The 24,497-nt window shown below is 67.0% G+C and carries 21 protein-coding genes and 1 other RNA gene; 6 read left to right on the forward strand and 16 right to left on the reverse strand.

The features are described from left to right. The first annotated feature begins 29 nt into the window (after window positions 1-29). From ftsE to ssrA, 4 genes are all read left to right on the forward strand, one after another. On the forward strand, window positions 30-773 hold the full coding sequence (gene ftsE, locus AC3CCI_RS13160; RefSeq protein ID WP_043593759.1) for a cell division ATP-binding protein FtsE: 744 nt from the start codon (window positions 30-32) through the stop codon (window positions 771-773). After that, entirely contained in the window at window positions 770-1,684 is a 915-nt protein-coding gene (gene ftsX, locus AC3CCI_RS13165) for a permease-like cell division protein FtsX (RefSeq protein ID WP_354592954.1), read from the forward strand. The genes ftsE and ftsX overlap by 4 nt, the downstream gene beginning before the upstream one ends. A gap of 123 nt (window positions 1,685-1,807) precedes the next feature. Then, entirely contained in the window at window positions 1,808-2,284 is a 477-nt protein-coding gene (smpB, locus tag AC3CCI_RS13170; RefSeq protein WP_056257192.1) for an SsrA-binding protein SmpB, read from the forward strand. A gap of 128 nt (window positions 2,285-2,412) precedes the next feature. Next, window positions 2,413-2,790, forward strand: a transfer-messenger RNA (tmRNA) gene (gene ssrA / locus AC3CCI_RS13175). Window positions 2,791-2,938: 148 nt separating this feature from the next. Here the strand turns inward: ssrA and AC3CCI_RS13180 are convergent. Continuing rightward, window positions 2,939-4,483, reverse strand: coding sequence for a hypothetical protein (locus tag AC3CCI_RS13180; protein ID WP_488627454.1), 1,545 nt, complete (start codon window positions 4,481-4,483; stop codon window positions 2,939-2,941). 421 nt (window positions 4,484-4,904) lie between these two features. Here AC3CCI_RS13180 and AC3CCI_RS13185 point away from each other — a divergent pair, with 421 nt between their 5' ends. Further along, on the forward strand, window positions 4,905-5,957 hold the full coding sequence (locus tag AC3CCI_RS13185) for an LCP family protein (RefSeq protein ID WP_488627455.1): 1,053 nt from the start codon (window positions 4,905-4,907) through the stop codon (window positions 5,955-5,957). A gap of 21 nt (window positions 5,958-5,978) precedes the next feature. Here AC3CCI_RS13185 and AC3CCI_RS13190 read toward each other — a convergent pair whose 3' ends face one another. From AC3CCI_RS13190 to AC3CCI_RS13260, 15 genes are all read right to left on the reverse strand, one after another. After that, window positions 5,979-7,034, reverse strand: a complete 1,056-nt coding sequence (locus AC3CCI_RS13190) for a polysaccharide pyruvyl transferase family protein (RefSeq protein WP_488627456.1) — start codon at window positions 7,032-7,034, stop codon at window positions 5,979-5,981. Between the two features lie 9 nt (window positions 7,035-7,043). Continuing rightward, entirely contained in the window at window positions 7,044-8,252 is a 1,209-nt protein-coding gene (locus AC3CCI_RS13195) for a lipopolysaccharide biosynthesis protein (RefSeq protein ID WP_488627457.1), read from the reverse strand. After that, the gene (locus AC3CCI_RS13200) at window positions 8,249-9,487 is read right to left on the reverse strand and encodes an O-antigen ligase family protein (RefSeq protein ID WP_488627458.1); all 1,239 of its coding nucleotides are present in this window, start codon (window positions 9,485-9,487) and stop codon (window positions 8,249-8,251) included. The genes AC3CCI_RS13195 and AC3CCI_RS13200 overlap by 4 nt, the downstream gene beginning before the upstream one ends. Next, window positions 9,484-10,602: a glycosyltransferase family 4 protein gene (locus AC3CCI_RS13205; protein ID WP_488627459.1), complete on the reverse strand. Its 1,119-nt coding sequence runs from the start codon at window positions 10,600-10,602 to the stop codon at window positions 9,484-9,486. The genes AC3CCI_RS13200 and AC3CCI_RS13205 overlap by 4 nt, the downstream gene beginning before the upstream one ends. Before the next feature lie 478 nt (window positions 10,603-11,080). Next, window positions 11,081-12,229, reverse strand: coding sequence for a non-hydrolyzing UDP-N-acetylglucosamine 2-epimerase (wecB, locus tag AC3CCI_RS13210; RefSeq protein WP_488627460.1), 1,149 nt, complete (start codon window positions 12,227-12,229; stop codon window positions 11,081-11,083). After that, window positions 12,226-13,320, reverse strand: a complete 1,095-nt coding sequence (locus AC3CCI_RS13215) for a polysaccharide biosynthesis C-terminal domain-containing protein (RefSeq protein ID WP_488627461.1) — start codon at window positions 13,318-13,320, stop codon at window positions 12,226-12,228. The genes wecB and AC3CCI_RS13215 overlap by 4 nt, the downstream gene beginning before the upstream one ends. A gap of 1 nt (window position 13,321) precedes the next feature. Further along, entirely contained in the window at window positions 13,322-14,380 is a 1,059-nt protein-coding gene (locus AC3CCI_RS13220) for an SDR family NAD(P)-dependent oxidoreductase (protein ID WP_488627462.1), read from the reverse strand. Continuing rightward, window positions 14,377-15,642, reverse strand: coding sequence for a glycosyltransferase family 4 protein (locus AC3CCI_RS13225; protein ID WP_488627463.1), 1,266 nt, complete (start codon window positions 15,640-15,642; stop codon window positions 14,377-14,379). The genes AC3CCI_RS13220 and AC3CCI_RS13225 overlap by 4 nt, the downstream gene beginning before the upstream one ends. Window positions 15,643-15,671: 29 nt before the next feature. Beyond that, window positions 15,672-16,316 (reverse strand): NeuD/PglB/VioB family sugar acetyltransferase, encoded by a 645-nt coding sequence (locus AC3CCI_RS13230; RefSeq protein WP_488628692.1) that lies wholly within the window; start codon window positions 16,314-16,316, stop codon window positions 15,672-15,674. A gap of 2 nt (window positions 16,317-16,318) precedes the next feature. Then, window positions 16,319-16,942, reverse strand: coding sequence for a sugar transferase (locus AC3CCI_RS13235; RefSeq protein ID WP_488628693.1), 624 nt, complete (start codon window positions 16,940-16,942; stop codon window positions 16,319-16,321). Beyond that, the gene (locus AC3CCI_RS13240; RefSeq protein ID WP_488627464.1) at window positions 16,942-18,075 is read right to left on the reverse strand and encodes a DegT/DnrJ/EryC1/StrS family aminotransferase; all 1,134 of its coding nucleotides are present in this window, start codon (window positions 18,073-18,075) and stop codon (window positions 16,942-16,944) included. The genes AC3CCI_RS13235 and AC3CCI_RS13240 overlap by 1 nt, the downstream gene beginning before the upstream one ends. Further along, complete coding sequence (locus AC3CCI_RS13245) at window positions 18,072-19,859, reverse strand: polysaccharide biosynthesis protein (RefSeq protein WP_488627465.1); 1,788 nt, start codon at window positions 19,857-19,859, stop codon at window positions 18,072-18,074. Before AC3CCI_RS13245 ends, AC3CCI_RS13240 begins: the two co-directional genes overlap by 4 nt. Window positions 19,860-19,870: 11 nt before the next feature. Beyond that, complete coding sequence (locus tag AC3CCI_RS13250; protein WP_488627466.1) at window positions 19,871-20,845, reverse strand: hypothetical protein; 975 nt, start codon at window positions 20,843-20,845, stop codon at window positions 19,871-19,873. Next, window positions 20,845-21,483 carry an arsenate reductase/protein-tyrosine-phosphatase family protein gene (locus AC3CCI_RS13255; protein ID WP_488627467.1) on the reverse strand — a complete coding sequence of 213 codons (639 nt, stop codon included), beginning with the start codon at window positions 21,481-21,483 and terminating at the stop codon, window positions 20,845-20,847. The genes AC3CCI_RS13250 and AC3CCI_RS13255 overlap by 1 nt, the downstream gene beginning before the upstream one ends. A gap of 7 nt (window positions 21,484-21,490) precedes the next feature. Further along, entirely contained in the window at window positions 21,491-22,930 is a 1,440-nt protein-coding gene (locus tag AC3CCI_RS13260; RefSeq protein WP_354592936.1) for a tyrosine-protein kinase domain-containing protein, read from the reverse strand. A 330-nt stretch (window positions 22,931-23,260) separates the two neighbouring features. On the opposite strand from AC3CCI_RS13260, the gene fdhA reads away from it, so the two are divergent. Further along, window positions 23,261-24,481 carry a formaldehyde dehydrogenase, glutathione-independent gene (fdhA, locus tag AC3CCI_RS13265; protein ID WP_354592935.1) on the forward strand — a complete coding sequence of 407 codons (1,221 nt, stop codon included), beginning with the start codon at window positions 23,261-23,263 and terminating at the stop codon, window positions 24,479-24,481. The last annotated feature ends 16 nt before the right edge of the window (window positions 24,482-24,497 follow it).

The raw sequence follows: 24,497 nt of genomic DNA on the forward strand, positions 1-24,497 counted from the left end.
CGTGACCCGCGCTTAGGGTGATCCCCGTCATGATTCGGTTTGATGAAGTCACCAAGGTCTACGTCGGCAATCCCCGGCCCGCGCTGAACGCCGTCACCCTCGAGATCCTCAAGGGCGAGTTCGTGTTCCTCGTCGGGGCCAGCGGCTCCGGCAAGTCGAGCTTCCTGCGGCTCGTGCTGAAGGAAGAGAAGCCGTCGCAGGGGCAGATCCACGTGCTCGGGCAGCGCCTCGGCACGCTCTCGAGCCGCAAGGTGCCGTACTTCCGGCGCAACCTCGGCGTGGTGTTCCAGGACTTCCGCCTCCTGCCGCAGAAGAACGTCTTCGACAACGTCGCGTTCAGCCTGCAGGTGATCGGCAAGAGCAAGGGGTTCATCCAGGAGGCCGTGCCCGACGTCCTCAAGATGGTCGGCCTGGTCGGCAAGCAGCACCGCCTGCCGCACGAGCTGTCGGGTGGTGAGCAGCAGCGCGTCGCGATCGCGCGGGCCATCGTCAACAAGCCCGCCATCCTGCTCGCCGACGAGCCGACCGGAAACCTCGACCCCTCGACGAGCGCGGGCATCATGACCCTGCTCGAGCGGATCAACGCCGGTGGCACGACGGTCATCATGGCCACGCACGACGCCGGCATCGTCGATCAGATGCAGCGTCGCGTGATCGAGCTGAGTGCCGGCAACATCCTCCGCGACGAGCGACACGGCGGCTACCAGACCCAGGCGGTGCCCATCCAGGCCATAGGGGTCGAAGACCTGAGCACGAGAGGGGCCGACGCATGAGGCTCGGACTCGTCATGAGCGAGGTCGGCAGCGGCCTGCGCCGCAACGCCTCGATGGTCGTCTCGGTCGTGCTGGTCACGTTCATCTCGTTGACCTTCGTCGGCACGGCGGCCCTGCTGCAGATGCAGATCACGCAGATGAAGGGCTACTGGTACGACAAGGCCCAGGTCGCCGTCTACCTCTGCACCGACACCGACACGACCGGCAACTGCACCGGGGCGATGGCGACGCAGGACCAGAAGGACGGCGTCGAGGCGCAACTCGAGAGCGACGTGCTCACGCCGTACGTCGACAAGTTCTACTTCGAGGACCAGACCCAGGCCTACGACCGCTTCAAGCAGCAGTTCGCCGACAGCCCGGCCACCGAGTTCGTGCAGCCCGCGTACCTCAACGAGACCTTCTGGGTGAACCTGAAGGACCCGACGCAGTCCGACGTCCTCACCGAGAGCCTGTCGAGCCTCGCCGGCGTCCAGAGCGTGGTCGACCAACGCGGCTACCTCGACCCGATCTTCGCGGTGCTGAACGCGGCGAGCTACACGGCCATCGGCATCGCCTCGCTGATGCTGATCGCGGCCGTGCTGCTGATCGCGACGACCATCCGCCTCAGTGCCTTCAGTCGACGGCGCGAGCTCGGCATCATGCGCCTGGTCGGTGCGTCGAACCGCTTCATCCAGACGCCGTTCATCCTCGAGGGGGTGATCGCGGCCCTCGTGGGCTCGCTGCTGGCCGGTGCGGCGATCGTGGCCATCGTGAACTTCTTCGTCAAGGGCTACCTGGCGGTGAACTTCCAGGGCACGCCGTTCATCGGACTGCGTGACGCGGCGCTCGTCGTGCCGATCGTCATAGTCGTGGGCATCCTGCTCGCGGCCCTCAGCGCCAACGTCGCCATCAGGCGCTACCTCAAGGTCTAGGGCCGCGGCAGAGCCGAGGAGGCGCGGTGTCCGTCCGACGGGCACCGCGCCTCCTCGGCTCTGCCTGTATACTGAACGGCTGCCTGTCGGCAGCACCCCACCCGAACGACCAGGAGGCCCAGCGTGGCGAAAGAACGCGGTGAGAAGGTCGTGGCCACGAACCGCCGCGCCCGCCACGACTACACGATCGACACCACCTACGAGGCGGGCATCGTGTTGAGCGGCACCGAGGTCAAGTCGCTGCGACAGGGGCGGGCGTCGTTGGTCGACGGGTACGCCTTCGTCGACGCCGGCGAGGCCTGGCTCGACGCGGTGCACATCCCCGAGTACACCGAGGGCACCTGGAACAACCACGCGCCCCGACGCAAGCGCAAGCTGCTGCTGCACCGCCACGAGATCGACAAGATCGGGCAGAAGACGAAAGAGGGCGGCTTCACGGTCGTCCCGCTGAAGATCTACTTCAGCGACGGTCGCGCCAAGGTCGAGATCGCCCTCGCCAAGGGCAAGCGCGAGTACGACAAGCGACAGACGCTGCGCGAGCGCACGGCGACCCGCGAAGCCCAGGCCGCGATGTCGGCCCGCAAGCACCTCGGCGAGTGATCCGCGGTCGGGTCGGCCCGGTACCGGGTCGAGCCGTGGTGGCGCGGACGCGTCGGACGACGTAGACTGATGGGCCGCACGAAACTGTGCGTTGGTAATTCAAGAGCGTGTGACGACGGCCCCCTCATGGGGATGATCGGTTTCGACATCGCCTGTGTGCGAACGAGAAGCGGGCCGAGGATCCAGGGTTATCTCGTAAACGATCTCTGGAAAACAATAAGTGCCAATAACAAGCGCACTGACTTCGCTCTCGCTGCGTAAGCAGTAGAGCCACATGGAGTCCGTCAGTCTGGTGACCGCCTTCTAACCAGATCCTGACGTCATCTAGAGGGCTCGCTGTGTGACTGCGCCTGGGGGTCACACGGGACTTGCACTCGGGCTGGGCTCGTCGACCTAGAAGCCAGTAGCAAAGGTCGGAGCCGAGCAGAACGCCTCATCTGGCTACGCCCGTAGAATGCGTGCAATCTTAGCGATGGACGGGGGTTCAATTCCCCCCATCTCCACCACCGGCCGTCGTCACACGACTCGCGAACACCGAGAGCCCCCGCCTGATCAGGTGGGGGCTCTCGTGCGTGCGGGGCGGGTCGCGTCGGACGCGGGACGGCCCCCGTGGCTGCCGCGGCAGCGACGGGGGCCGTCGTCGTGGTGCGGGTGTTACTCGGCGGGCGTCTCGGCGACGGCCAGCTTCGCGCGGCGACGAGCCGCGATCAGCAGCAGCGCGCCGGCCAGCAGTGCGGCGGCGCCGATGCCGGCAGCCGTCTCGGTGCCTTCCGAACCCGTGTAGGCGAGGCCCGAGGGCGTCGTCGGGGTGGCGGCGGTCACGACGGCGGCGACGACGGTGAAGTCGACGGGGTCACCCGTGGCGACCGCGGTGGTCTCGCCCGCGGCGTTCAGCGCGAACGAGAACGGCGCGATGGTGTACGCACCGGGGACGAGACCGGTGACGGTCGAGCTCCAGTTGCCGGCGGCGTCGACGACGATCGTGCTCTCGGCCTGGGCCTGCTCGAAGGGCTGCGACGACTGGGGCTGTCCACCCTGGGCGTAGATGACGAAGGCCACGCGGGCTCCGGGGGTACCGGTGCCGGTGACGTTCAGCGTGCTGCCGACGACGGCCTGGCCGGCGCTGGGCGAGGTGACGACCGGTGCTGCGAAGGGGGCGACGGCCGCGGCCTCGAGGGTGAAGTCGACCGGGGTCGACGGAGCCGAGACGATCGCGGCGCCGGTGCCGTCGAGCACGGGGTCACCGTTCTCATCGAGCAGGGCCTGGGCGGCGACGGCGGTGTACTCGGCGGGTGCGAGGGCCAGCGTCACGGTCCAGTTGCCGTCAGCGTCGACGATGATGCGGTCAGCCGGGTCGTCGGCGAGGGTGCTCACCGCGTCGGTGGGTGCGACGACGAGGCCGATGTCGGCACCGGGCGTTCCGGTTCCCTCGAAGGTGACCTCGGTGCCGGTGACGGTCTCGCCCTGCGCGGGCGAGGTGATGACCGGGGTGTCGAGCGCGTCCGGCGTGGTCGGGGGGACCACGGCGGCGGGGAGGACGAACGAGACCTCGGTCTCACCGGTCCCGGAGCCGCCCGTGACCTCGGTCACGCGGACCGTCTGGTTGCGGTCGGCGTCCTCGGGGTAGGTGTAGTCCAGCGACCACTGGCCGTCGACGACCGCGACGGCGGTGGTGCCGGGAAGGCGGTCGTCGTTGGTGTCGAGCACGTTGACGGTCGAGCCCGAGAGGCCGGTGCCCGAGAAGGTGACGGTGCGCGAGTCGAGCTCTTGGCCGGCTTCGGGCGTGACCACGTCGAAGGTCTCGACGGGAGCGACGGCGGGGAGGGTGAACGACCGCGTGACGGTCGGTTCGAAGCCGCTGAACCCCTTCTCGCCGTCGACGAAGATGGTCTGGGCTTCGGTGGCGTCGTCCGAGTACTGGATCGTCGTCGAGAAAGCACCGGAACCGTCGGTGGTCGTGCGGGCGAGCACGGTGCCGTCGGTGTTCGTGTCCTTGATGATCACGTTGGCGTCGGCGATGGCCGTGCCGGCGACGGTGACCAGCCGCGAGTCGGTCGGCGTACCGGCGACCGGCGACGTGACCACGAGGTCACTGTCGACGGCTTGCGCCGCGGTGGTGGAGAGGAGGGCCCCTCCGAGGGCGAGCGTGAGGACGGCCGGGACGGCCACCGCACGGCGCCAAGAGAACTTGGTGATCACGTGGTGAGTGCTTTCTTGATCGGTGGTGCAAGCGTCATCGCTTGTCCGCCCTCGGCCCAGCGCCGAGCGAGACTCGCAGCACGGATCGGGAGTCCCGTGCTCCTCGAACCTATCCACTGGCTGGGAGAACCACACCGGTCCGTCCGGAATGCACGGGGTGATTGTCGAGTCACCCTCGACTCACCCGGACGGGGTCGGTGAGAGCTCGTCGTGACCGACGGCCGAGAGCGACGCACGCTGCGTGCTCACGGGGCAGGACGTGCTGTTCACGTGTGCCGTCTCCGTCGAGGAGGCGCCCGTGCGCGGTGAGGCGTGGCCCCCGTTCGGGGCGGGTGGGGGAGCCGAGGAATCGTCGGCCCGTTGTTATAGTCGGGTGAGCTTTGGCCGAGATCCGTGACCAAGTGCTAGGGGAGCGAGCCGCATGAGCGACATCTTCACTCTGACCTCGGACGACGACGAGGGGCGTGGCGAGCCGGCCCCGGGTGCGAAGCGGAGGCGTCGACTGTCCAAGCCGGTCGTGGCGTTGATCACGCTGGCGTCGGTGCTGGTCGGGGTGCTGGTGGTGGTCGGCGTCGTCGGTGGCGTCTACGCCGCCCGGCTCGCGAATTCGTTCGACGACAACGCGACGAAGATCGACCAGGCCTTCCCGGCCGAGTCGACGCGCCCGGCGCCGACGTCCGACGGAGCGATGAACATCCTGCTGATGGGGTCTGACTCCCGAGCCGACGCGACGACGATCGACGACGCCTCGGCCTCGGACCAGCGGACCGACTCGATGATGCTGGTGCACGTCGACGCCGACCGCGAGAACGTCTACGTGATGTCGATCATGCGCGACCTCTACGTGCCGATCCCCGATCACGGTTCGAACAAGATCAACGCTGCCTTCGCCTACGGAGGCTCGCCCTTGACCGTCCAGACCGTCGAGCAGCTGCTCGGTGTCCGCATCGACCACGTCGCGATCATCGACTTCGAGGGCTTCAAGGGCATGACGACGGCGCTGGGCGGGGTGGACGTGACGTCGGCGCAGGCCTTCTCGGCCGGGCAGTACTCCTACACGGCGGGCGTCAACAAGCTCGAAGGCGACGCCGCCTTGGCCTTCGTCCGCGAGCGGCACGCCTTCGCCGACGCCGACTTCACCCGCGTCAAGAACCAGCAGGCGTTCGTGAAGGGTCTGGCCGACACCATCCTGAGCCGTTCGACGCTGACCGACCCCGGCAAGATCTCGGCCTTCGTCACGGCCATGTCGCCCTACCTGACCGTCGACAAGCAGTTCGACATCGGCACCATCGCCTCCCTCGGCTTCAGCCTGCGCTCGATCGACGGCTCGAAGATGCACTTCTTCACCATCCCGACGGCCGGCACCGGTTCGATCGGCGGCCAGTCCATCGTCAACGTCGATCAGCCCGGTCTGGACGCGGTCAAGGCCGGGCTCGCGGCCGACTCGCTCGACAATGTACCCAACGCCCAGTAGGTGACGGGCCACAGCCTGAGGTCAGAGCTCGTCCGCAAAGACCTGCCGGAGTTCTCGTAGTCGCTCTGAGGCGGTACGGAGCTCGTCGGTCAAACGTTCCTGCGCAGATACGGGTGACCGTTTCAACCATGAAGCGGGCTGGTCGTCGGCACCCGTCTTGTCCGGCCAGCTCTCCGTTGTGACGACTCCGCGGAGCGTGCTCGTCAGTTTGTCCTGGCCGGCTTCGATGAAGGCCACCGGCAATGCGCCACACTGCATGCCCATGATCAGTGCGTGTAGACGATTGCTCGACACGTGCAGAGATCGACGGTAGATGCCCCTGACGACCTCGTCTTGCTGGAGGTGGGTCTTGTCCTCCCACAAGGCTGTTCGAACGCCCAAGATCTTTCCGAGTTGCCGGTGCTGGGCGTCGTCGCGGCGTACCTGAGAGACAAGAACAGGCTCTAGCTCCTCAGCTCGCGCCGTTTCGACCAGACGGGACAGAAGCTTGAGCGGGACGGCTCGATCGCTGCGATATGAGAGGGCGAGTAGGTTGCGATCGCCCTCAGACGGCGGGGTGTCGACGTGGGCAAAAGCGATGTCCGGGAATTGGCGAAGGTTCAGGCCGATGGCCGCGGAGGAAACGTCGTCTCTCACGGTATAGAGAGAGAAAAGTTTGATGAGGAACCTCTCGAGCACTCGCCCGAGCGAGGCCCCCCCGCGCAATGATCGACCGACGGCGACAGCCGTTCCCCCTCGGCTCCGAATGGCCAGAAGGTTGCCCAGATTGATGAGCGATCGAACGGTCAGGGCAGCGGGCCCGAAGATTTGAGGCCCAGGCGCCAGGACGAGGGTCGCCCGTCCTCGGCACGCTGCGAGGAGCAGTCTGCGCTCGAAGGAGACGCTCTTCGAATGGATTTCGACGTCGGCCAGGTCGCCGAAACCCGCTAGGTAGTCGGAGGGCATCGGCCCGACGAACACGACTAGGGGACGGCCGCTGTCCTTCAGCCAGTCGAGGACGGCCCTCCGAATTTCGATGTCTCCCAGATTGTCTGATTGAGCCGAGACGCTGTAGAAGATGGGTCGGGGTCGGGACATGAAATCTTCCTAGGGGTTCTTGGTCGTACGAAGGTGGCGGGGTAGCCGAACGGAGAGGCCGATCGCTTGGACCAGGAAGGACAGCGCGAGCCCAGCGCCCGCCATCTTCGCACCGCCGACCGCCGCGCCTATCGAGACGGAGACGAGGCACAGTGCGCTCGTCGTGGCAGCAACCATGCCCACGTAGGGAGCGTCGCCCCAGCCCTGGAGCGACGCACTCAGCAACGACGAACCCGCAGCGAAGACGAGTCCGACGAGAACGATCTGCAGGGCAGGAATCGACGCGCTGTACGACCGTCCCAGGACGACGGGAATGCCCCAGGGAACGATGAGGGCCAGGACGCCGTAGACGAGGGTCATCACAAGGACGACGTAAAGCGTGAGCGCGAGGCTCCGGCGCCTGACGGACACTTCGTTGGCCCGCGTCGCATTCGGAAGCAGGACAGCCGCCAAGGACGTCGGCAGGATGCGCAGTGGCCCGGTCAGTCGTGCAGCAGCGGCGTACAAGCCGCCCTGCGCAGGTCCGGCGAATGCCGCGACCAACGTGGTGTCCAGATTACGGAACTGGGTTGCGAAGGAGTTCATGTAGAAGGGCCACGATGCCGTGAGCGTTTCATGCCATCCCGCCCGCGTTACGAAGGGATCGATATGCCGACGAACGTAGCCGTGGGCTGCGGCGACGGACACGAGTCCCGCCAGGGCGGCTGCCAGACAGTAGGCGAGGACCGGCTCAGCGTTCGCAGGGATAACGAGGACAAAGAAGACGAGGATCGTGCCGGTGCGCCGACCTACGAGGTTCAGCGTGTTCACACGAGCATCGCCGTCGGCCAACGCGACTCCCAACCGCACGTCGGCGTTGCGCTCTGCGGCCATCGCCACCGCCAGTGGAATGAAGACCCAGAGGGTCAGGGGGGTCGCGATCGACAGACAGCAGAGGACGAAGATCGCGAAGGTGCCCATGGCGATCGATGTCGCGTTGTTGATGCGGAGAGCCGTCGATATCTTCCCGCTGTGCGGTTCGTTCGCCCTTTCCCTGACGACGTACGTGCCGAGCCCCAGGTCGAAGGCGTTCTGCAGGACGACGCCGATGCCGAACACGGCTGAGAAGAATCCAAATGTCGCTGGGTCGGTGGAACGGGCCAACAACACGAGAATCGCAGCCTGGAGCACAGCGGCAAGGACCCGACCCCCGGCGACCCAGATGAACTGCCGCTTCACCGTGGCGCTCGTGCGGGCCTACGCCGTGCGGCTCGTTGCGGTCTCACCAATTGTTGCGACGACGTCACGTCTGACGTCGTCCTCGTGACCCACCAGCCGGCCATGAGTGAAAAGCCCATGTACAGCCACATGAGTCGGTTTCCGACGATGTCGCTGGAGAACTGCGCACTGGCGACCGTGTAGAGGAGAACGACGAAGATCACCGAGAACCACGAATCCACTTTGGCTGCCCGCCAGGCCTGGACGAAGCAGGCAGCGAACAGCGCCGTGACCGCCACGAGGGCGAAGACTCCGCCCTCGACGAGGATCTCCAGGAACACGTTGTGAGCGTAGAGACTCTCTTCATCTATGGCCCTGAAGTCGACGATGAACTGACCCAGTCGTCCCCAACCGATACCCATGGGGTTGGCGAGAGCTAGGTGGAGGGTCTCGGTGTAGAGGTCCGATCGGCCAGAATCCGACGCGGTGGTCAGACGTGTCAGACCGGCACTGTCAGAGAAGACGATCGCAGCCACTGCCGTCACACCGGAGAGCACGATCAGGATGGTCGTCCTCGGCGCCAGACGCTTAGTGCGCGCCAGGAAGAACACGAGACCTGCGAGCGCCACCGCAGCGGCGACCAGGGGACCTCTGCTCCCCGTCGCCACGACTCCGACCGCTGTGACGGTGGCTGTGACGACGGCTCCGAGAACGAGGAGGGGACTTCTGACGACGCGAACGATGACCAGCGTCAGCGTCACTACCAGCACGAATCCCGCGACGCGTCCTATGCCGATCGGGTTCAGCCCCAAGAAGACGAGACGCCCGCCGACGTCCTGGGAACCGAAGACTTGGGCTGCCACGCTGAAAAATGCGCCGACGATGATGGCAGCCACGGTGAAGTTCCTGATGAAGGTCGGCGGATGCCTGACCGCGGCGCAGGCGACGAACAAGATGACGATCACCAGAATGGCCTGAGCTTTGGTCAGCCCGTAGGCCGTCGGGGGACCCACAAGAAATCCGGGGATGCACGCGACCGAGAAAGCGACGGCAGGCCACCACATACCGGCTCGCGCGAGAACGAGGCGGAACTGGTAGAGGATGACTAGGCCGCAGAGGACCAGGGTCAAGAGCAGGTAGTCCGTCGGCAGCAGGTCCTGGAGGACGACAGGGATGACGAGATTTCCTAGACCCGCCAAGAGCAGAGCCAACGCCAGCGCAGGCTGTCGTGGCTTGTCGGTCGTCGGTTTGGTCATCGGGCAACCACTTGACGTGCCTTGACACGCGAGGCAATGCGGAGGGCCTGCGCTTCTGGCGTCCATCTGCTCTGAACTTCATCCTGTGCCGCACGGGTCACCGCCGCGGGGGACTGGCGTTTCTTCGTGACCCAGATTGAGATTGCGTCAGCCAGGGCAGAGACGTCATCACGCGGGTATCGAGCTCCCGTGACGCCGTCGATGACTGCTTCGGCTTCGGGCATCTGCCCGTAGATGTCGTCGTCTGTGACGACGGGCACACCGTGAGCCAGGCTCTGAATCACGGTCAGCCCTGCCGCAGCGGGAAGCACGGTGACGTCCAACGACTCGTAAATGGACTCGATGTCCTGTTGCGCGTATACGGCACCCAAAAATTCGATGTGGACTCCGAGATCTCGAGCCAGGTCGGTCAAAGCTGTGCGTTCAGGGCCTTCCCCCGCGAGCACCACTCTGACGGGGCGTCCACGGTCAGCGAGCGACGCGGCTGCTCGGATGAGGAGATCGAGGCGTTTGGGGGGGGTCAAGCGCACGATGGCGCCGATCGTGGCGTCGCTGGTCGGACCAAGGCGCAGCCCCACAGCAGACGACGACGTGGTCAGCTGCTTCGAACTGTGGTGACTGTTGTAGATGACCGTCATCCTGTGCTCCGGGTAGCCCATTGCGACGCCGAGAGCCAGGCCTGTATTCCCGTAGATGAAGAGTTCATTCGCGAGCTTGTAGAACGTGAGCCGGAACAAGCGCAAGACGCCGGTCTCGGGCCTGTGCCAACCAATCGTCCAGAAGAACACAGTCTTTCGGCGAAGACGAGCCGCGACGGCCGCGAGCCAGGTGCTGATCGACCAAGCGTCGCCGAGGAACACGACCGAATCGTACTTCCCGAACATCGCGATGCGAATCGAAGCGCCCTGCCAGCTAAATCGTCCGGCGTAGATCGTCTCTGCTCTTTTGTGACGATCCACCATAGAGGGTGGCGTGCTTTCTATGCCGGCTCGCCCGAGGGTGCCAGATACGAACGTCACCTCGAGACCGTCGGTCTTTTCGAGCTCGCTGAAAACTCCGTACCGGTAATGGACGAGGAATGGATAGACGACCAGAAGGCGAAGAGGGCGCGTCACAGGTGACCTCTGCGAGACCTCTTCGCCACTGCCGGCCTACCGTAGGCGACGACATCACGAGGCAGATCATGGGTGACGAGCGAGCCAGCGCCCACCACGGTGCCTCGGCCTATGGTGACGGGCCCCAAGATGATCGTGCCGTAGCCGATGAGGTTGTCACCCTCGAGAACAACTGTCGCCGGTGGCGACGAGGGGAACTCTTGGATCGTACGATCTGAGGCGTCGAAGGGGTGGTCGTTTCCCACGATGGCTACGTGTGAAGAGATCATTACGTCATCTCCTACGCTGAGTTTGGCGTGGTTAACGAAATCGGCTCCGATGTTGACCCGCGAACCGGCCGTGAAACTGCCCGAACGTGCTGAACGGGCGCGCGGTCCTATGACGAAGTTCTTGCCCCACCGAGCCCGTCCGAATGAGCTGATCCCGAAAGTCAACCTCCGTGCGAAGCGCACGGTGGATACGAGCGCGCCTGACGGGGTCATGAGCCGGTTCCCCGGATGCCGAGTCGGTGGTGGTGCGACGGTGTGGTTGACAGGATCATCGAGACGACCCGGTGCGACGTGTTGTCGACGATGTAAGCCGCCGGCGTGTCGGCACGAGCAGCAGTTTCGCCCTTCGTGCTCAAAGCGTAAGCGGAAGTCCGGATGATCGACTCCTCGTCCGCTCCCGTCAGGAGAATGCTACCGGTATCTTGTGCTTCAGGTCTTTCGATTGCGTCGCGCAACGTGACAGCTGGGAAGCCGAGAACAGACGCTTCTTCGGCGATCGTCCCACTATCGGACAGCACCAGCGCGGCGGAGGACTGCAACGCGAGGTAATCGTGAAAGCCGAAAGGCTTGTGGAAGCTCAATCCCGAGAAGCGAGAACCCAATGAATCGACACGCTTCCTCGTTCGCGGGTGGGTGCTTACGAGTACAGGCAGTCCATGCAGTGTGCCCAATCGTTCCAGACCGCGCAGGATGGATTCGAGGCGCGCAGCGTTGTCCACGTTCTCTTCTCGGTGAAGGCTGACCAGGAAGTACCCCTCGCGGGTGAGTTGCTCCGCCTCGAGCACTGTGCTCGCAGCGACGCCTGCTCGGTTTTGCTGGATCACTTCCCGCATGGGCGAACCGGTCAGCATGACTCGTGACGGGTGCAGGCCCTCCGCCAGCAGGTTGCGCCGCGCATGCTCGGAATAGACGAGGTTGTAATCGGCCACGTGGTCGACGAGTCGTCTGTTCGTCTCTTCGGGCACGTTCTCGTCGAACGAGCGGTTGCCGGCCTCCATGTGGAAGACCGGGATCTTCATCCGCTTGGCGATGACCGCCGAGATGCTGCTGTTCGTGTCGCCGAGCACGAGGAAGGCGTCTGGTCGCTCGTCGACGAGCACCTTCTCGATCGACACGAGGATGCTGCCCAGCACGGCTCCGAGGCTGCTCGTGTCGGCCTCGAGGAAGTGATCTGGCCGACGCAGCCCGAGATCTTCGAAGAAGACCTCGTTCAGCTCGTAGTCGTAGTTCTGACCGGTGTGCACCAGGACGTGGTCGACGTGTTCGTCGAGGCGCTTGATGACGGCCGACAGTCGGATGATCTCTGGGCGCGTGCCGACGACGGTCACGACCTTGAGACGAGGGGCGGTGGTGGTCATACGGTCTCCGGAATGGTGTCGGGGGCTTCGGGGTCGAAGATCTCGTTCGACCAGAACATCGTGTAGAGCACGTCGTCGCCTGTGTTGGTGATCGAGTGCGCCCAGAACGTCGGCATGTCGACCGAGCAAGGGTGGTCGCCGTCAACCGAGACCGTCACGACGTCGTCCGAGAACAGGCGGCGGAGGCGGATGTCGGCCGAGCCGGCCAGCACCGTGAAGCGCTCCATCTTGCGCCGATGGAAGTGCTGGCCTCGCGTGACACCCGGCGCTGTCGTCGAGAACGACGTCTGGCCCGATCCACCGTGCGATCGGATCACCTCGGTGAAGCTGCCCCGGTCGTCGGTGTTCTGCATCAGGGGAATGGCGTGTGCGGCCTCGAACGCATGAGAGCGGTACGTGTTGAACAGATCGCGATCGAAATCGGACGCTAACAGGGGCACGTCGCCCTTGGCGTACGCCGAGGCGCACCGCGAGAGGGTCGCCAGCAAGCCCGAGACCGTCGTGGTCGTCGACCTGGCGAGTACGTCTTCGGCATCGACGACGCCGAGGAGCGCCTCGGCGGCATGTTGTGCATGGAGCAGGTTCAATTCACGATCGACAACGACCGAGGGGGTTTCCCCACGGCTGAGCAGATGACAGAACGTCGCCGTCACGGCGTTGTAGAAGGGGCGGCCGTGCTCACCGAAGAGGTTCGGTAGCTGCACGTCGATGAACCGTGCTCCGACATCCTCGGCCGCGTCGCGGATGATGCGTGCCGCCTCCTGCTTGGCCGCACCGTAGGTCGAACCGTTGCCGACCTGAGTGGAGTTGGCGAAGACGATGCAGAGGGGCGCCACCTCGGCAGCGCGCACGGCATGGGCAGCCTGTTCGGCGAACAGGACGTTGCCGGCACGGACCTCTTCGTCGGTACCGCGATTCACTCCCGCAATGAGGACGAGCCGGTCGGTACCCGAGACAGCTTCGGTCGCCCGGGGGACGTCGAAATGCTCGCCGACGGTGAACGTGCGGACATCGTCTTCGCCAAGCGAGTGGAGGTAGGCGCGCGTGTGCCAGCCGAGAAAGCCACCAGCCCCTGTCATCGCGACCTTCATGTCAGAGGGCTTCCTCTACCGCGATGCCCGCAAGAGCCATCTCGACGCGGACCTCAGGTAGCGAGAGGAGCATCCGTTCGACTTCGGGCACGGTCATACGGTCGACCGTGTGCGAGTCGTAATCGGTGTACTCGACCTGCCGTGGGTCGCCTTCTTCGAAGAAAGCACTGTAGTTGAGGTCGCGCTTGTCGGCCGAGATGCGGAAGTAATCGCCCATGTCCTCGGCCCGCGACAATTCTTCGCGGTTGGCCAGCGCCTCCGAGACCTTCTCGGCATGACGCGTCCCGATCACGACGACGCGGCGGTCGCTCTTGAAGATGTTGACGACTGCTTGAGCCAGATCGCCGATCGTGCAGGCGGCGGCCTTGCGAATGAACAGGTCCCCCTGTCTGGCGTTGCGAAAGGCGTGCTCGACGAGGTCGACCGACGCCGTGAGCGACATCATGAACCGCGTCATGCCCGGGTCGGTGACGGTGAGATCCTTACCCAACTTGAGCTGCGAGATGAACAACGGGATGACGGACCCGCGCGAATACATGACGTTGCCGTAGCGGACGCACGACACAGTCGTGACGGCGTTCGGGTTGTTCAGACCGTGCGACTGCGCGACCTTCTCCATCATCGCCTTGCTCATGCCCATGGCGTTGACGGGATAGACGGCTTTGTCGGTGCTCAGGCACACGAGGGACGACACCCCGGCTGCCTCGCTCGCGCGCACGACGTTCTCGCTGCCGAGCACGTTGGTCTTGACGGCCTCGATGGGGAAGAACTCGCACGACGGAACCTGCTTCAGCGCGGCTGCGTGGAAGACGTAGTCGACGTCGCGAGTCGCTCGCTCGACGCTCAGGTAGTCCCGCACGTCGCCGACGTAGAAGCGCGCGCGTGGGTCGCCGAGATCATGACGCATCTGGTCCTGCTTCGCCTCGTCCCGGCTGAGGATGCGAACTTGCGCCACGTCGTTCGACAGCAGCTTCTGGGCAACCGTGCGTCCGAACGAGCCGGTGCCACCCGTTATGAGCACGGTCTTTCCGGCGTAGTCGTCGGTCGATGTATTGGTCATCCTCGGTTCTCGTTCCTCATTCGCTGTGCTTCGATGTCAGGCTCAGGCGACTTCGCTGCAGCCTGCAGGACGGCCTCGATGGCGGACACGCCTGCTGACTCCGACATGTGTCGTTCGTAGAAGGACCGCGACCGTCGTGACATGGCCGCTCGCTCGGCCGCAGTGGTCTCTGCCGCCCGGCGGATCGCGTCTGCGAGTGACTTCGGGTCCGACGGTCGAGCCGTCAGCCCCATCTGCTCACGTTCCACGAGCTCGGTCACGTCTCCGTGCACGGTCGTGATGACGGGTACGCCGGCAGCAAGGGAGTTCTGGAGCTTCGACGGAATGGTGCCGCGAAAGACGTCCAAGGCTTTGAGCGTGACGAACTGGAAGTCACTTCGGGCGTTGAGCGCCCGCATGCCCGAGGCGTCGAGACGGCCCAGGAACCGTATGGGCGCCTCCGGGTGTCTCTTCGCCTGTTCGATCAGCTCCGTCTCCAGCACGCCAGTGCCCGCGACGACGAACTCGACGTCGGCCAGATCGGCACATTGGATGAAGGCCTCGATCAGGACGCCAAGGTCTTGCAGTTCCCCGAGATTGCCGGCATAAGCGAACGTGGTGATTGTCGTGGACGTCGAGTCGGCGACCGAAAGGTCAGAAGCACCGTCATCGATGACGTCTTGCGGAGACCAGTTCAAGATGGCAGATGAGGCAGCCGTCTCGGCCCCTCGCGCGCGCAAGGTGGAGAGCATCGTGGGCGCGATGGCGATGACGTGGGCCGCCCGGCGGTAGGTCCGTGTCAACCAGGGGGTGAGGACTCGGCGGACGACGACCGTCAAGCGACCGGGGAGCATGCCGGAACCGGTGATGGATTCGGGCCAGAGATCTTGGACGTGCAGGACGTAGGGCGTACCGAAGAGCCGACACCAGAGCGCAGGACCGACGGAGGCCGTCATCTGTGTCGCATAGACGTAGACGACGTCGGGTCTCTTGCCGATGCCGAGCCGAACCGCCGAGGTCACCCCGAAAGACGCGTAGTTCAGCAGACGACCGACGGCGGAGGTGCTGTGGCTGATGAGAAGGGGGACTCGGTGGACGATGAGGTCGCCCTGACGTTCAGTGTGTCGAAGACGCTGGCGGTAGTCGGCGAAGATCTTCCCCTCCGGGTAGTTGGGCCACCCCGTCAGGACTTCGACGTGGTGCCCACGACGGCTCAACTCGTCGGCCAGGGTGACTGGGATGGACACTCGCTCCGGCCGAAAGTACTGAGTGACGATGAGCACGCGAAGCGTGGCGGACTTCCGATCTGTGTTCATCGGGCAGGTACCCCCACGACCGTTCGGCCGGGTTCGACGTCATGCGTCACGCAAGCGGAAGCACCTACGATCGCACCGTTCCCGACCTCGAGTCCCTGGAGGACCACGGAAGCAGCTCCGAGGAAAGCGCCGTCGCCGACGACGACTCCGCCCGATACGACCGCTGCCGGGTTCACGGACACGGCTCGTCCCAGAACCGCGTCGTGACCGATGGTCGCGTGAGGGTTGACGTGGGTGTGTGCTCCGAGAACGACATTGGCCGACACGACCGCCCCTGCGCACAGGATCACGCCGGCATCGCAGATCGTGTCGGTTCCGATGATCGCCTGCGGATGGATCAGGGCGGGGGAGGGGCGAAGTCCTTCGGGGACGTCGGCGTCGATCGCCAGCCGTGTTCTCGGGTCGCCTATGGCGATGACGTAGGTGTCGAACGCACGGATCAAGCGCCCCTCGACGAAATCCTTGACGGTGCCGATGACGGCAATTCCTCGACGCGAGAGGATGTCGACCGACTGGGTGCTCGGGGCGTCGTCGACCACCCCCACGACCTCGACGGACCCAGGCGCCGATCGCTCGATGGCGTCCACGACGTCCAAGGCCTCACGAGCGAAGCCCCCTGCACCGACCACGATGAGCCGCATCGTCACGTGACGGCCTCGGTGTTACCACGGAACTCTGCTGTCGTGACGGAACCCTCTGCAGTCACGCCCTCACGGCTCACGACCTGCAGCACCGTCCTGGCCAAGATGCGGAGGTCTCCGACGAACGAGCGCGTCTCGACGTATCGGACGTCCAGCTCGAGCTTGTCGTCCCACGAGATCGCGTTGCGTCCGCTGATCTGGGCGAGTCCGGTGACACCGGGCCGCACCTCGTGCCGACGGGCCTGACGCGGTGAGTAGCGGTCGAGGTAGCGCACCAACAGGGGGCGCGGGCCCACCAGGCTCATGTCGCCCCGCAGCACGTTCCACAGCGTGGGCAGCTCGTCCAGGCTGGTCGACCGGAGCAGCGCGCCGAAGCCCGTCATGCGGTCCTCGTCGGTCATCAGTCCGCGGGTCTCGTCTACTGGCAGCATCGTCCTGAACTTGACGAGGTCGAACACCTGACCGTCCTTGCCGGGTCGGGGCTGCACGAAGAAGACCGGCCGACCGAGTCTGCGGGCGACGACCGCGACCAGGGCCAGTTGCAGCGGCGCGGTGGCGGCGAGTCCGACTGCAGCGACGACGACGTCGAAGGTCCGCTTGACGCGCTCGTCGACGTCGGGGGCCATCACGCGGCGTCCACGAAGGCACGGATGCGGTCGACGACGCGTGCGCGTTGATCCGCGGTGAGGGCGGAGCCGCTCGGCAAGGTCAGTCCTCGGTCGAACAGCTGCTGTGATGCACCCGTGATGCGCGCGCGAGCGGCGGTGAAGACGGGCTGCAGGTGCATCGGCTTCCACAAGGGTCGCGACTCGATCTGCACCTCGGCCAGCCAGGCTGACAACCCGGTCGTCGTCCACCCGGTGACGGACTCGTCGACGAGGACCGACGTCAACCAGACGTTGTCGTGCTCGTCACCGTCGCGACCGAAGATCTCGACCCCGTCCACCTCGGCGAAGAGGTCGACGTAGAGCTCGCGCATCTCGCGACGGCGGGCGATCATCGAGTCGAGCCGAGTCAGCTGGGCGCGGCCCAGCGCGGCGAGCAGGTTGCTCAAGCGGTAGTTGTAGCCGACCTCGGTGTGTTCGTAGTGGGCCACGGGCTGCCGCGCCTGCGTCGCCAGGTAGCGGACCCGCGCCGCGAGGCCGCCGTCGTCGGTCAGCAGCATGCCGCCGCCTGACGTGGTCATGATCTTGTTGCCGTTGAAGGAGATGACGGACGCGTCGCCGAAGGCTCCGGCGGCGCGGCCGGCGTGCGTGGCGCCGAGCGACTCGGCCGCGTCGGCCAGCAACCTCACCCCGTGGTGCTGGGTGAGCTCGGTGATGGCGGTGTAGTCGACGGCCTTGCCCAGCAGGTCTACGGGCACCACGGCGCCGACGCGCTCGCCCGCCGAGGTCAGTTCGTCGAGGACGTCGCCGAGTAGACCCGGGTCCATGTTGCCCGTCTCGGGGTCGCAGTCGACGAAGTACGGCTCGGCTCCCGTGTAGGCGATCGCGTTCGCGGTCGCCGCGAAGGTCATCGACGACGTCGGCACCACGTCGCCCGGCCCGACGCCCCAAGCGACCAGGGCGACGTGCAAGGCGGCCGTGCCCGAGCTCAGGGCGACGCCGTGTTCGACACCCACGCGGGCGGCGACCTCGGTCTCGAAGGCATCGACGTCAGGGCCCAGGGGGGCGATCCAACCGCCGGCCATCGCCGCCTGGACGTACTGCTGCTCGAGCTCCCCGACGTCGGGTGAGCTCATGTAGATGCGATCGGTCACTCGGTTGCTTTCCGTTCGGTCTCGATGACGAGTTCGCCGGTCCACGGACCCGAGCCGGCGTGGACGCCGTCGAGCTGGGAGGGGTGCAGGGCCGGCACCGACGTGTGCGAGATCTTGGGGTGGACGGGTCGGCTGTCACTCTCGCCGAGGCCGACGAGTTCTTCGTGCATCTTCTCGCCCTCGCGCAGGCCCGTGTAGACGATGCCGATGTCGCGGCCCGACATGGCGATCATGCGCTCGGCGATGTCGAGGATGCGCACCGGTTCGCCCATGTCGAGGATGAGCACCTCGCTGGGGGAGCCGATGCCGCCGGCCTGGACGACCAGGTGGCACGCCTCGGGGATCGTCATGAAGAAGCGCGTCACGTCGGGGTGCGTGATGGTCAGCGGGCCGCCGGCCTCGATCAGCGAGGTGAAGACCGGCAGCATCGAGCCGCGGCTGCCGAGCACGTTGCCGAACCGCACCGAGAGGTAGCGGGCTCCGGTCTCGTCGGCCGTCCACGCGGTCAGTCGTTCGGCGAGGCGCTTCGAGTGACCGAGCACGCTCGTCGGGTTCGCCGCCTTGTCGGTCGAGATGTTGACGAAGGTCGTCACCCCGACCGCCTTGCTGGCGTCCAGCACGTTCTGCGTGCCGAGCACGTTCGTCTTCCACGCCTCGTCGGGGTACTGCTCGAGCATCGGCAGGTGCTTCAGCGCCGCCGCATGGAAGACCACCTCGGGGCGACGGTCCGCGAAGATCGCCCGCAGCGCCTCCGGGTCCCTGATGTCGGCCAGCACGACCTCGCGCGAGTCGAGCAGGCCGTTGCCCGAGATCGACAGCTGCGACTGCTGCAGCCCCGTCTCGTCTCGGTCGAGCATGATCAGTTCGGCCGGGTCGAACTTGGCGATCTGGCGGCACAGCTCACTGCCGATCGAGCCTCCGGCGCCGGTGACCAGCACGCGCTTGCCGGCCAGGTAGCCCGCGATCGACTCGACCTGGGTGTCGACCGGGTGGCGGCCGATGATGTCCTCGATCGCGATGTCGCGCACGTCGCCGAGGCGCGACTTGCCCTCGAGGATCTCGTCGAGCAGGGGCAGCACCATGACGCGCAGCCCGGCCTCGGCCGCCCGGTCGGTGACGTCCTGCAAGAACGGCGCGTCGGCCTTCGCGATGCCGACGATGATGGCCTTCGCCCCGGTGCGCTCGGCCGCGGCCACGAGGTCGTGTCGCGTGCCGAGGACACGCACGCCCTCGATCCGGAGTCCGGCCCGCGTGCGGTCGTCGTCGATCAGTCCGACCGGCAGGTAGGGCGACTCCGGGTCGCTCAGCATCCGACGGATGAGGTGGTTCGCGAGACGGCCGGCGCCGAAGATCAGGGTCGGTTGGGCGGTGTCGCCCGGTCGGCGCTGGGTCTCGACGTAGAGGCGCGCCACGTACCGCAGGGCGCCCATGAAGACGAACGCGACCGGCATGGCGATGAACATCGTGCTGCGCGCGAGCATGATGTCCGTGCCGAAGACGAGCACCGGGAGGCCCACGACGAGCCCCGTGACGACGACGACCGACATGATCGTCCGCACCTCGGCGAAGCTGCCCGGGACGAACCGTCGGCGGTAGAGCCCGGTCGCGTAGCCGAGGGCGGCGCCCAGGGCCACCGTCACGGCGCAGACGACGAGCACCGCACCCCAGGTGACCGCGTCGTACGTGAAGTCGTATCGCAGCGACACGGCGAAGACGACGGCGACGACCCACGACACGCCGTCGAGCACCACCTGCAGGGCCGTGCGCCGCGTCGGGGACTCCATGAACCGGTCGATCACCAGGTCACGCCCCCGTCGCCCGAGATGAGCACGGTGTCGTCGGCCCACAGCCACAGGGCGTCCGTGCCGGCGGACAAGGCGACCGCTCCGGGCGTCCCGGACGTGGACGGGGCGCAACCCACCCGGGTCGCGGCCGCACCCGGCGTCGACGACGGCACCGACACGGCCGTGCCCTCGCAATCGACCGCACCGACGGAGGCGACGAGATAGGTGCCGACGTCGGCGGTGGTCGCGACGGCACCGTCGACCACGGTGCCCGCGTCCCAGGTGTCCCCGCCGTCGCTGGTGCGGAAGAACGTGCGGTCGCTGCACAGCACGCCGGCCTCGGCGTCGCTGACGACCGCGAGGTCGATCACGAGCGGGCACGGGGCGGCCCGGCCACCCGCGGGGGAGTGCACGGTGCCCCGGTCGGTCCGGGCCACGTACCACGACCCCGCCAGCCGGTCCGGGTAGTCGGCGTAGGCGGCACCGCCGCTGAAGGTCTGCGTGAAGGCCGGGGCACAGGTCGACCCGGCCGGTCCGACGACGAAGGCCGTCGTCGAGTCCGTGGCCTCGAGACGGTCGACGCCGGCTGGTGAGGTCTCCGTCGAGACCGACGTGGGCGTCCAGGTGCCACCGGCCGTCGTCGTCAGCTCGAGCGACGGTGGCGTGGCCCGGGTGCCGGGGGTGCACGTCCCGGCCTCGGCGCGCCAGGCGGTGTCGCCGTCCACGGCCGACAGCAGCCTCGCTGGTGCCTCGGCGTCGGCCTGGACGGAAGGAGTGGCGCTGGGGGAGGCCGCCGGCTGGGTCTCGACCGGCGCCGCCGACGAGGTGGCGGCCGGCCCGGCGTCCGCAGCCAGGCCGGACGGTTCGCGGGTCAGCGCGAGCGCGACCAGCCCGAGGTCGACGAGCACGAAGGCCCCGATGCCCACGACGGCCAACCGGCGACGGGCCGAGGCCCGGGAGCCGCGCTTGCGGCGGGCGTCGGGCATCAGCGGCCACCCCCGTCGAGGGCGGCTGCCCGGGTCAGCAGGTCGACGAGCACGTCGGCCGCCGGCACCAGCTGGCGCCCGGACTCGGCGAACGTCTCGTCCGACCGACGGTACGGGTCGACGACGTCGTCGTCCGTCGGGTCGTCCGGGGCCTCGACCGAGCCCCGGCGCGAGGCCAGCAGGGCGACGGTGGCCCGCAACCGGTCGGCGACGGTCGACGCGTCCGGCGGCAGGGCGTCCGCCAGCTGTCCGTCGGTCACGTCCCGGGCCAGGCGAGCGGCCTCGCGCAACGTGAACGTGTAGCGGCTGGCCCGCGGGTGCATCGAGACGACGGCGCGACGGTGCTCGCGGGCGAGGGCGACGACGAGGTCGGCGTCACGCACGTCGCGCTCGAACAGGAACCGCGCGCGGTGCCCGACCGGGTCGAGGTCGAGCGACCGGGCCAGAGTCCTGGCCTGGTCGGGCATGACGTCGTCGTCGACCGCCATGGTGCCCGCGCTCGACACCGACACGTCGTCGAGAGACGCGAGGCCGCGCCGCAGGTAGAGCTCGGTCAGCGGCGACCGGCAGATGTTGCCCGTGCAGACGGTCAGCAGCGAGAAGCTGGTCGACGTGGGGCGGGGGATCACGAAGGACATCGCCGGCCTACTTCCCGGAACGCGAGCTCGTCTTCGGCGCCACGGGCAGGTCGCCGACGCCCGCCTCGGGGGCGTCCTGCTCCATGCCGTAGTAGGCGCTGTAGTTGCCGTAGCCGTAGGCGTCCGGGCCCTTGGTCGGCAGCATCGTCAGCACGATGCCGTGCACCTTGCTGCCGATGTGCTCGAGGTTGCGCAACGCCGACTGCAGCTCGTTCCGCGTCGTGCGACCCGCGGCCGACACCACGATCGCCCCGCCGGTCAGCTTGCTGAGGATGGCCGCGTCGGTGACCGGCAGCAACGGGGGCGCGTCGATCAGCACGTAGTCGAACGACGTCGTCAGCGACTCGATCAGCGCCGTCATCGCCTTCGACCCCAGCAGCTCGCTCGGGTTCGGGGGGACGCGGCCGGCCGGCAGCACGTACATGGTGCCGCGGCCCCACGGCTGCAGGACGTCCTGCAGGTCGGCGCGACCGATCAGCACGTCGGTCAGGCCGACGACGCCCTCGAGGCCGAGCGTGTCGGCGAGCCGGGGCAGGCGAAGGTCGCCGTCGACGACGGCCACCGTGGCTCCCGTCTCGGCGAGGGCCACCGCGAGGTTGGCCGTCGTCGTGGTCTTGCCCTCGCCGGGCAGCGACGACGTGACGACGAAGCAGCGGCTCTGCGACTCGACGTTGACGAACTGCAGGTTGGTGCGCAGGGTGCGGAACGACTCCGAGCGCGGGTTGCGCGGGTCGACGTGGACGATCAGCGGGTGCTTCTTCGCGCCGGGGTCGAAGCTGATGCCGCCGACGATGGGCGCGTCGGTGACGAGCTCGACGTCGTGCGACCCGTGGATGCGCGTGTCGAGGGTGCTCCGCAGCACGGCTGCGCCCACGCCGAGCGCCAGGCCGATGAGCAGGCCGAGGCCGAGGTTCAGCGCGGTGCGCGGGGTGGCGGGTGCCGAGGCGACCGACCCGGGGACGATCGTGGCGATCTTGACCAGGCTCGCGCCTCCACCGGTCGGCGTCTCGAGGTCGTTGACGACCACGTCCGTCAAAGAGGCGCCCACCGCGTTGGCGACGTCGGCCGCCCGCTGCGCGTCGGTGTCGGTCACGGTGATGTTGATCAGCACGGTGTTGAGCGGCGACTCGGCCGTGATCTCGGTCGCGAGTTCGGCGGCCGTCGTGTCGAGGCCTAGCTGGTCGATGACCGGGTCGAGCACGGCGTCGCTCGTCACGACGTCGACGTACGACCGCACCTTCTGCTGCGCCGCACTGCTGCCCTGCACCGCGTCACCCGTGGTCGACGAGTCCTGCGCCTGCACCGAGACGAAGAGCCGGGTCGACGACACGTAGGTCGGCGTGGCCAGGATCGAGGCGAGCGCCCCGGCGGCGACGCCGGCGAGCGTGAGGGCGGCGATGAAGATCCACCCCTTGCGGAGAATGCGGATGTAGTCACGGAGTTCCACGTGGCTGAGGTCCTGTCCTGATCGGCTCGAGCACCGTGGCAGGAGCTCGGGCGGTCACCGTGCGGACCCTGCCTCTCGGCACCCTGATGGTTCCTCACGGCTCTGCGCCGGGACCATACTCACACACCGGATGCCCAGGCGGGGTACACATCTCGCGCCCCACGGCGAAGTGACCCCCGAAGGGGGGTGGATGCAGCCGTTCAGCGACAAGTGTCGCCTCTCCTCGACCCTGAGTGCTGCCTGAGATTCGATTCGTCGGCATCGAGGCCCGCAATAGCCTGCGAGAGATCGGGCACGTCCCGTGCTCGCACGTGATCAAGGAGGATCACCATGGCAACGAATCACGCGGTCGCCTACAAGGGCCCCGGCCAGGTCGAGGTCATCGACACCGAGTACCCGACCTTCGAGTTGAAGGACGGCCCGGGCGTCAACCCGGCGAACGTCGGCCGCAAGGTCAACCACGGCGCCATCCTGCGCACGGTCGCCACGAACATCTGCGGGTCGGACCAGCACATGGTCCGTGGTCGCACCACCGCCCCGACCGACCTCGTGCTCGGCCACGAGATCACCGGCGAGGTCGTCGAGGTCGGCCCCGACGTCGAGTTCATCAAGGTCGGCGACATCGTCTCGGTGCCGTTCAACATCGCCTGTGGCCGCTGCCGCAACTGCAAGGAGCGCAAGACCGGCATCTGCCTCAACGTCAACCCCGACCGCCCCGGCAGCGCCTACGGCTACGTCGACATGGGCGGCTGGGTCGGCGGCCAGGCCGAGTACGTGCTCGTGCCCTATGCCGACTGGAACCTGCTGAAGTTCCCCGACCGCGACCAGGCGATGGAGAAGATCCTCGACCTGGCGATGCTCTCCGACATCTTCCCGACGGGCTTCCACGGCGCCGTCACCGCCGGCGTCGAGGTCGGCTCGACCGTCTACGTCGCCGGGGCCGGGCCGGTCGGCCTCGCCGCCGCCACGGGTGCCCTGCTGCTCGGCGCGAGCGTCGTCATCGTCGGCGACATGAACGCCGACCGCCTCGCCCAGGCCCGCAGCTTCGGCTGCGAGACCGTCGACCTGACCAAGGGCGGCCCCGCCGAGCAGATCGACCAGATCCTCGGCGAACCGCTCGTCGACTGCGGCATCGACGCCGTCGGCTTCGAGGCGAAGGGCCACGGCGGCGGATCGGGCGAAGAGGCCCCCGCCACCGTCCTCAACTCGCTGATGGACGTCACCGCTGCCGGTGGCGCCCTCGGCATCCCGGGGCTCTACGTCACGGGTGACCCGGGCGGAGTCGACGAGGCCGCCCAGAAGGGCTCGCTGTCGCTCAGCCTCGGCACCGGCTGGGCCAAGTCGCTGTCGTTCACCACCGGTCAGTGCCCGGTTATGAAGTACAACCGGCAGCTCATGATGGCCATCCTCCACGACCGCACGAGCATCGCGAAGAACGTCCACGCCCAGGCGATCGGCCTCGAGGACGCCCCGCGCGGCTACGCCGAGTTCGACAAGGGCGCCGCCACCAAGTACGTCCTCAACCCGAACGGCCTCATCAAGGCGGCCTGACGGTCGTCGCCACCCG

It is taken from the genome of Frigoribacterium sp. CF331, from assembly GCF_057787905.1.

Coding starts and splice junctions, on each gene's coding strand:
- ftsE (WP_043593759.1), top strand. CDS start 30: ATGATTCGGTTTGATGAAGTCACCAAGGTCTACGTCGGCAATCCCCGG.
- ftsX (WP_354592954.1), top strand. CDS start 770: ATGAGGCTCGGACTCGTCATGAGCGAGGTCGGCAGCGGCCTGCGCCGC.
- AC3CCI_RS13185 (WP_488627455.1), top strand. CDS start 4,905: ATGAGCGACATCTTCACTCTGACCTCGGACGACGACGAGGGGCGTGGC.
- AC3CCI_RS13190 (WP_488627456.1), bottom strand. CDS start 7,034: ATGTCCCGACCCCGACCCATCTTCTACAGCGTCTCGGCTCAATCAGAC.
- AC3CCI_RS13200 (WP_488627458.1), bottom strand. CDS start 9,487: ATGACCAAACCGACGACCGACAAGCCACGACAGCCTGCGCTGGCGTTG.
- wecB (WP_488627460.1), bottom strand. CDS start 12,229: ATGACCACCACCGCCCCTCGTCTCAAGGTCGTGACCGTCGTCGGCACG.
- AC3CCI_RS13215 (WP_488627461.1), bottom strand. CDS start 13,320: ATGAAGGTCGCGATGACAGGGGCTGGTGGCTTTCTCGGCTGGCACACG.
- AC3CCI_RS13220 (WP_488627462.1), bottom strand. CDS start 14,380: ATGACCAATACATCGACCGACGACTACGCCGGAAAGACCGTGCTCATA.
- AC3CCI_RS13230 (WP_488628692.1), bottom strand. CDS start 16,316: ATGCGGCTCATCGTGGTCGGTGCAGGGGGCTTCGCTCGTGAGGCCTTG.
- AC3CCI_RS13235 (WP_488628693.1), bottom strand. CDS start 16,942: ATGGCCCCCGACGTCGACGAGCGCGTCAAGCGGACCTTCGACGTCGTC.
- AC3CCI_RS13245 (WP_488627465.1), bottom strand. CDS start 19,859: ATGGAGTCCCCGACGCGGCGCACGGCCCTGCAGGTGGTGCTCGACGGC.
- AC3CCI_RS13250 (WP_488627466.1), bottom strand. CDS start 20,845: ATGCCCGACGCCCGCCGCAAGCGCGGCTCCCGGGCCTCGGCCCGTCGC.
- AC3CCI_RS13255 (WP_488627467.1), bottom strand. CDS start 21,483: ATGTCCTTCGTGATCCCCCGCCCCACGTCGACCAGCTTCTCGCTGCTG.
- fdhA (WP_354592935.1), top strand. CDS start 23,261: ATGGCAACGAATCACGCGGTCGCCTACAAGGGCCCCGGCCAGGTCGAG.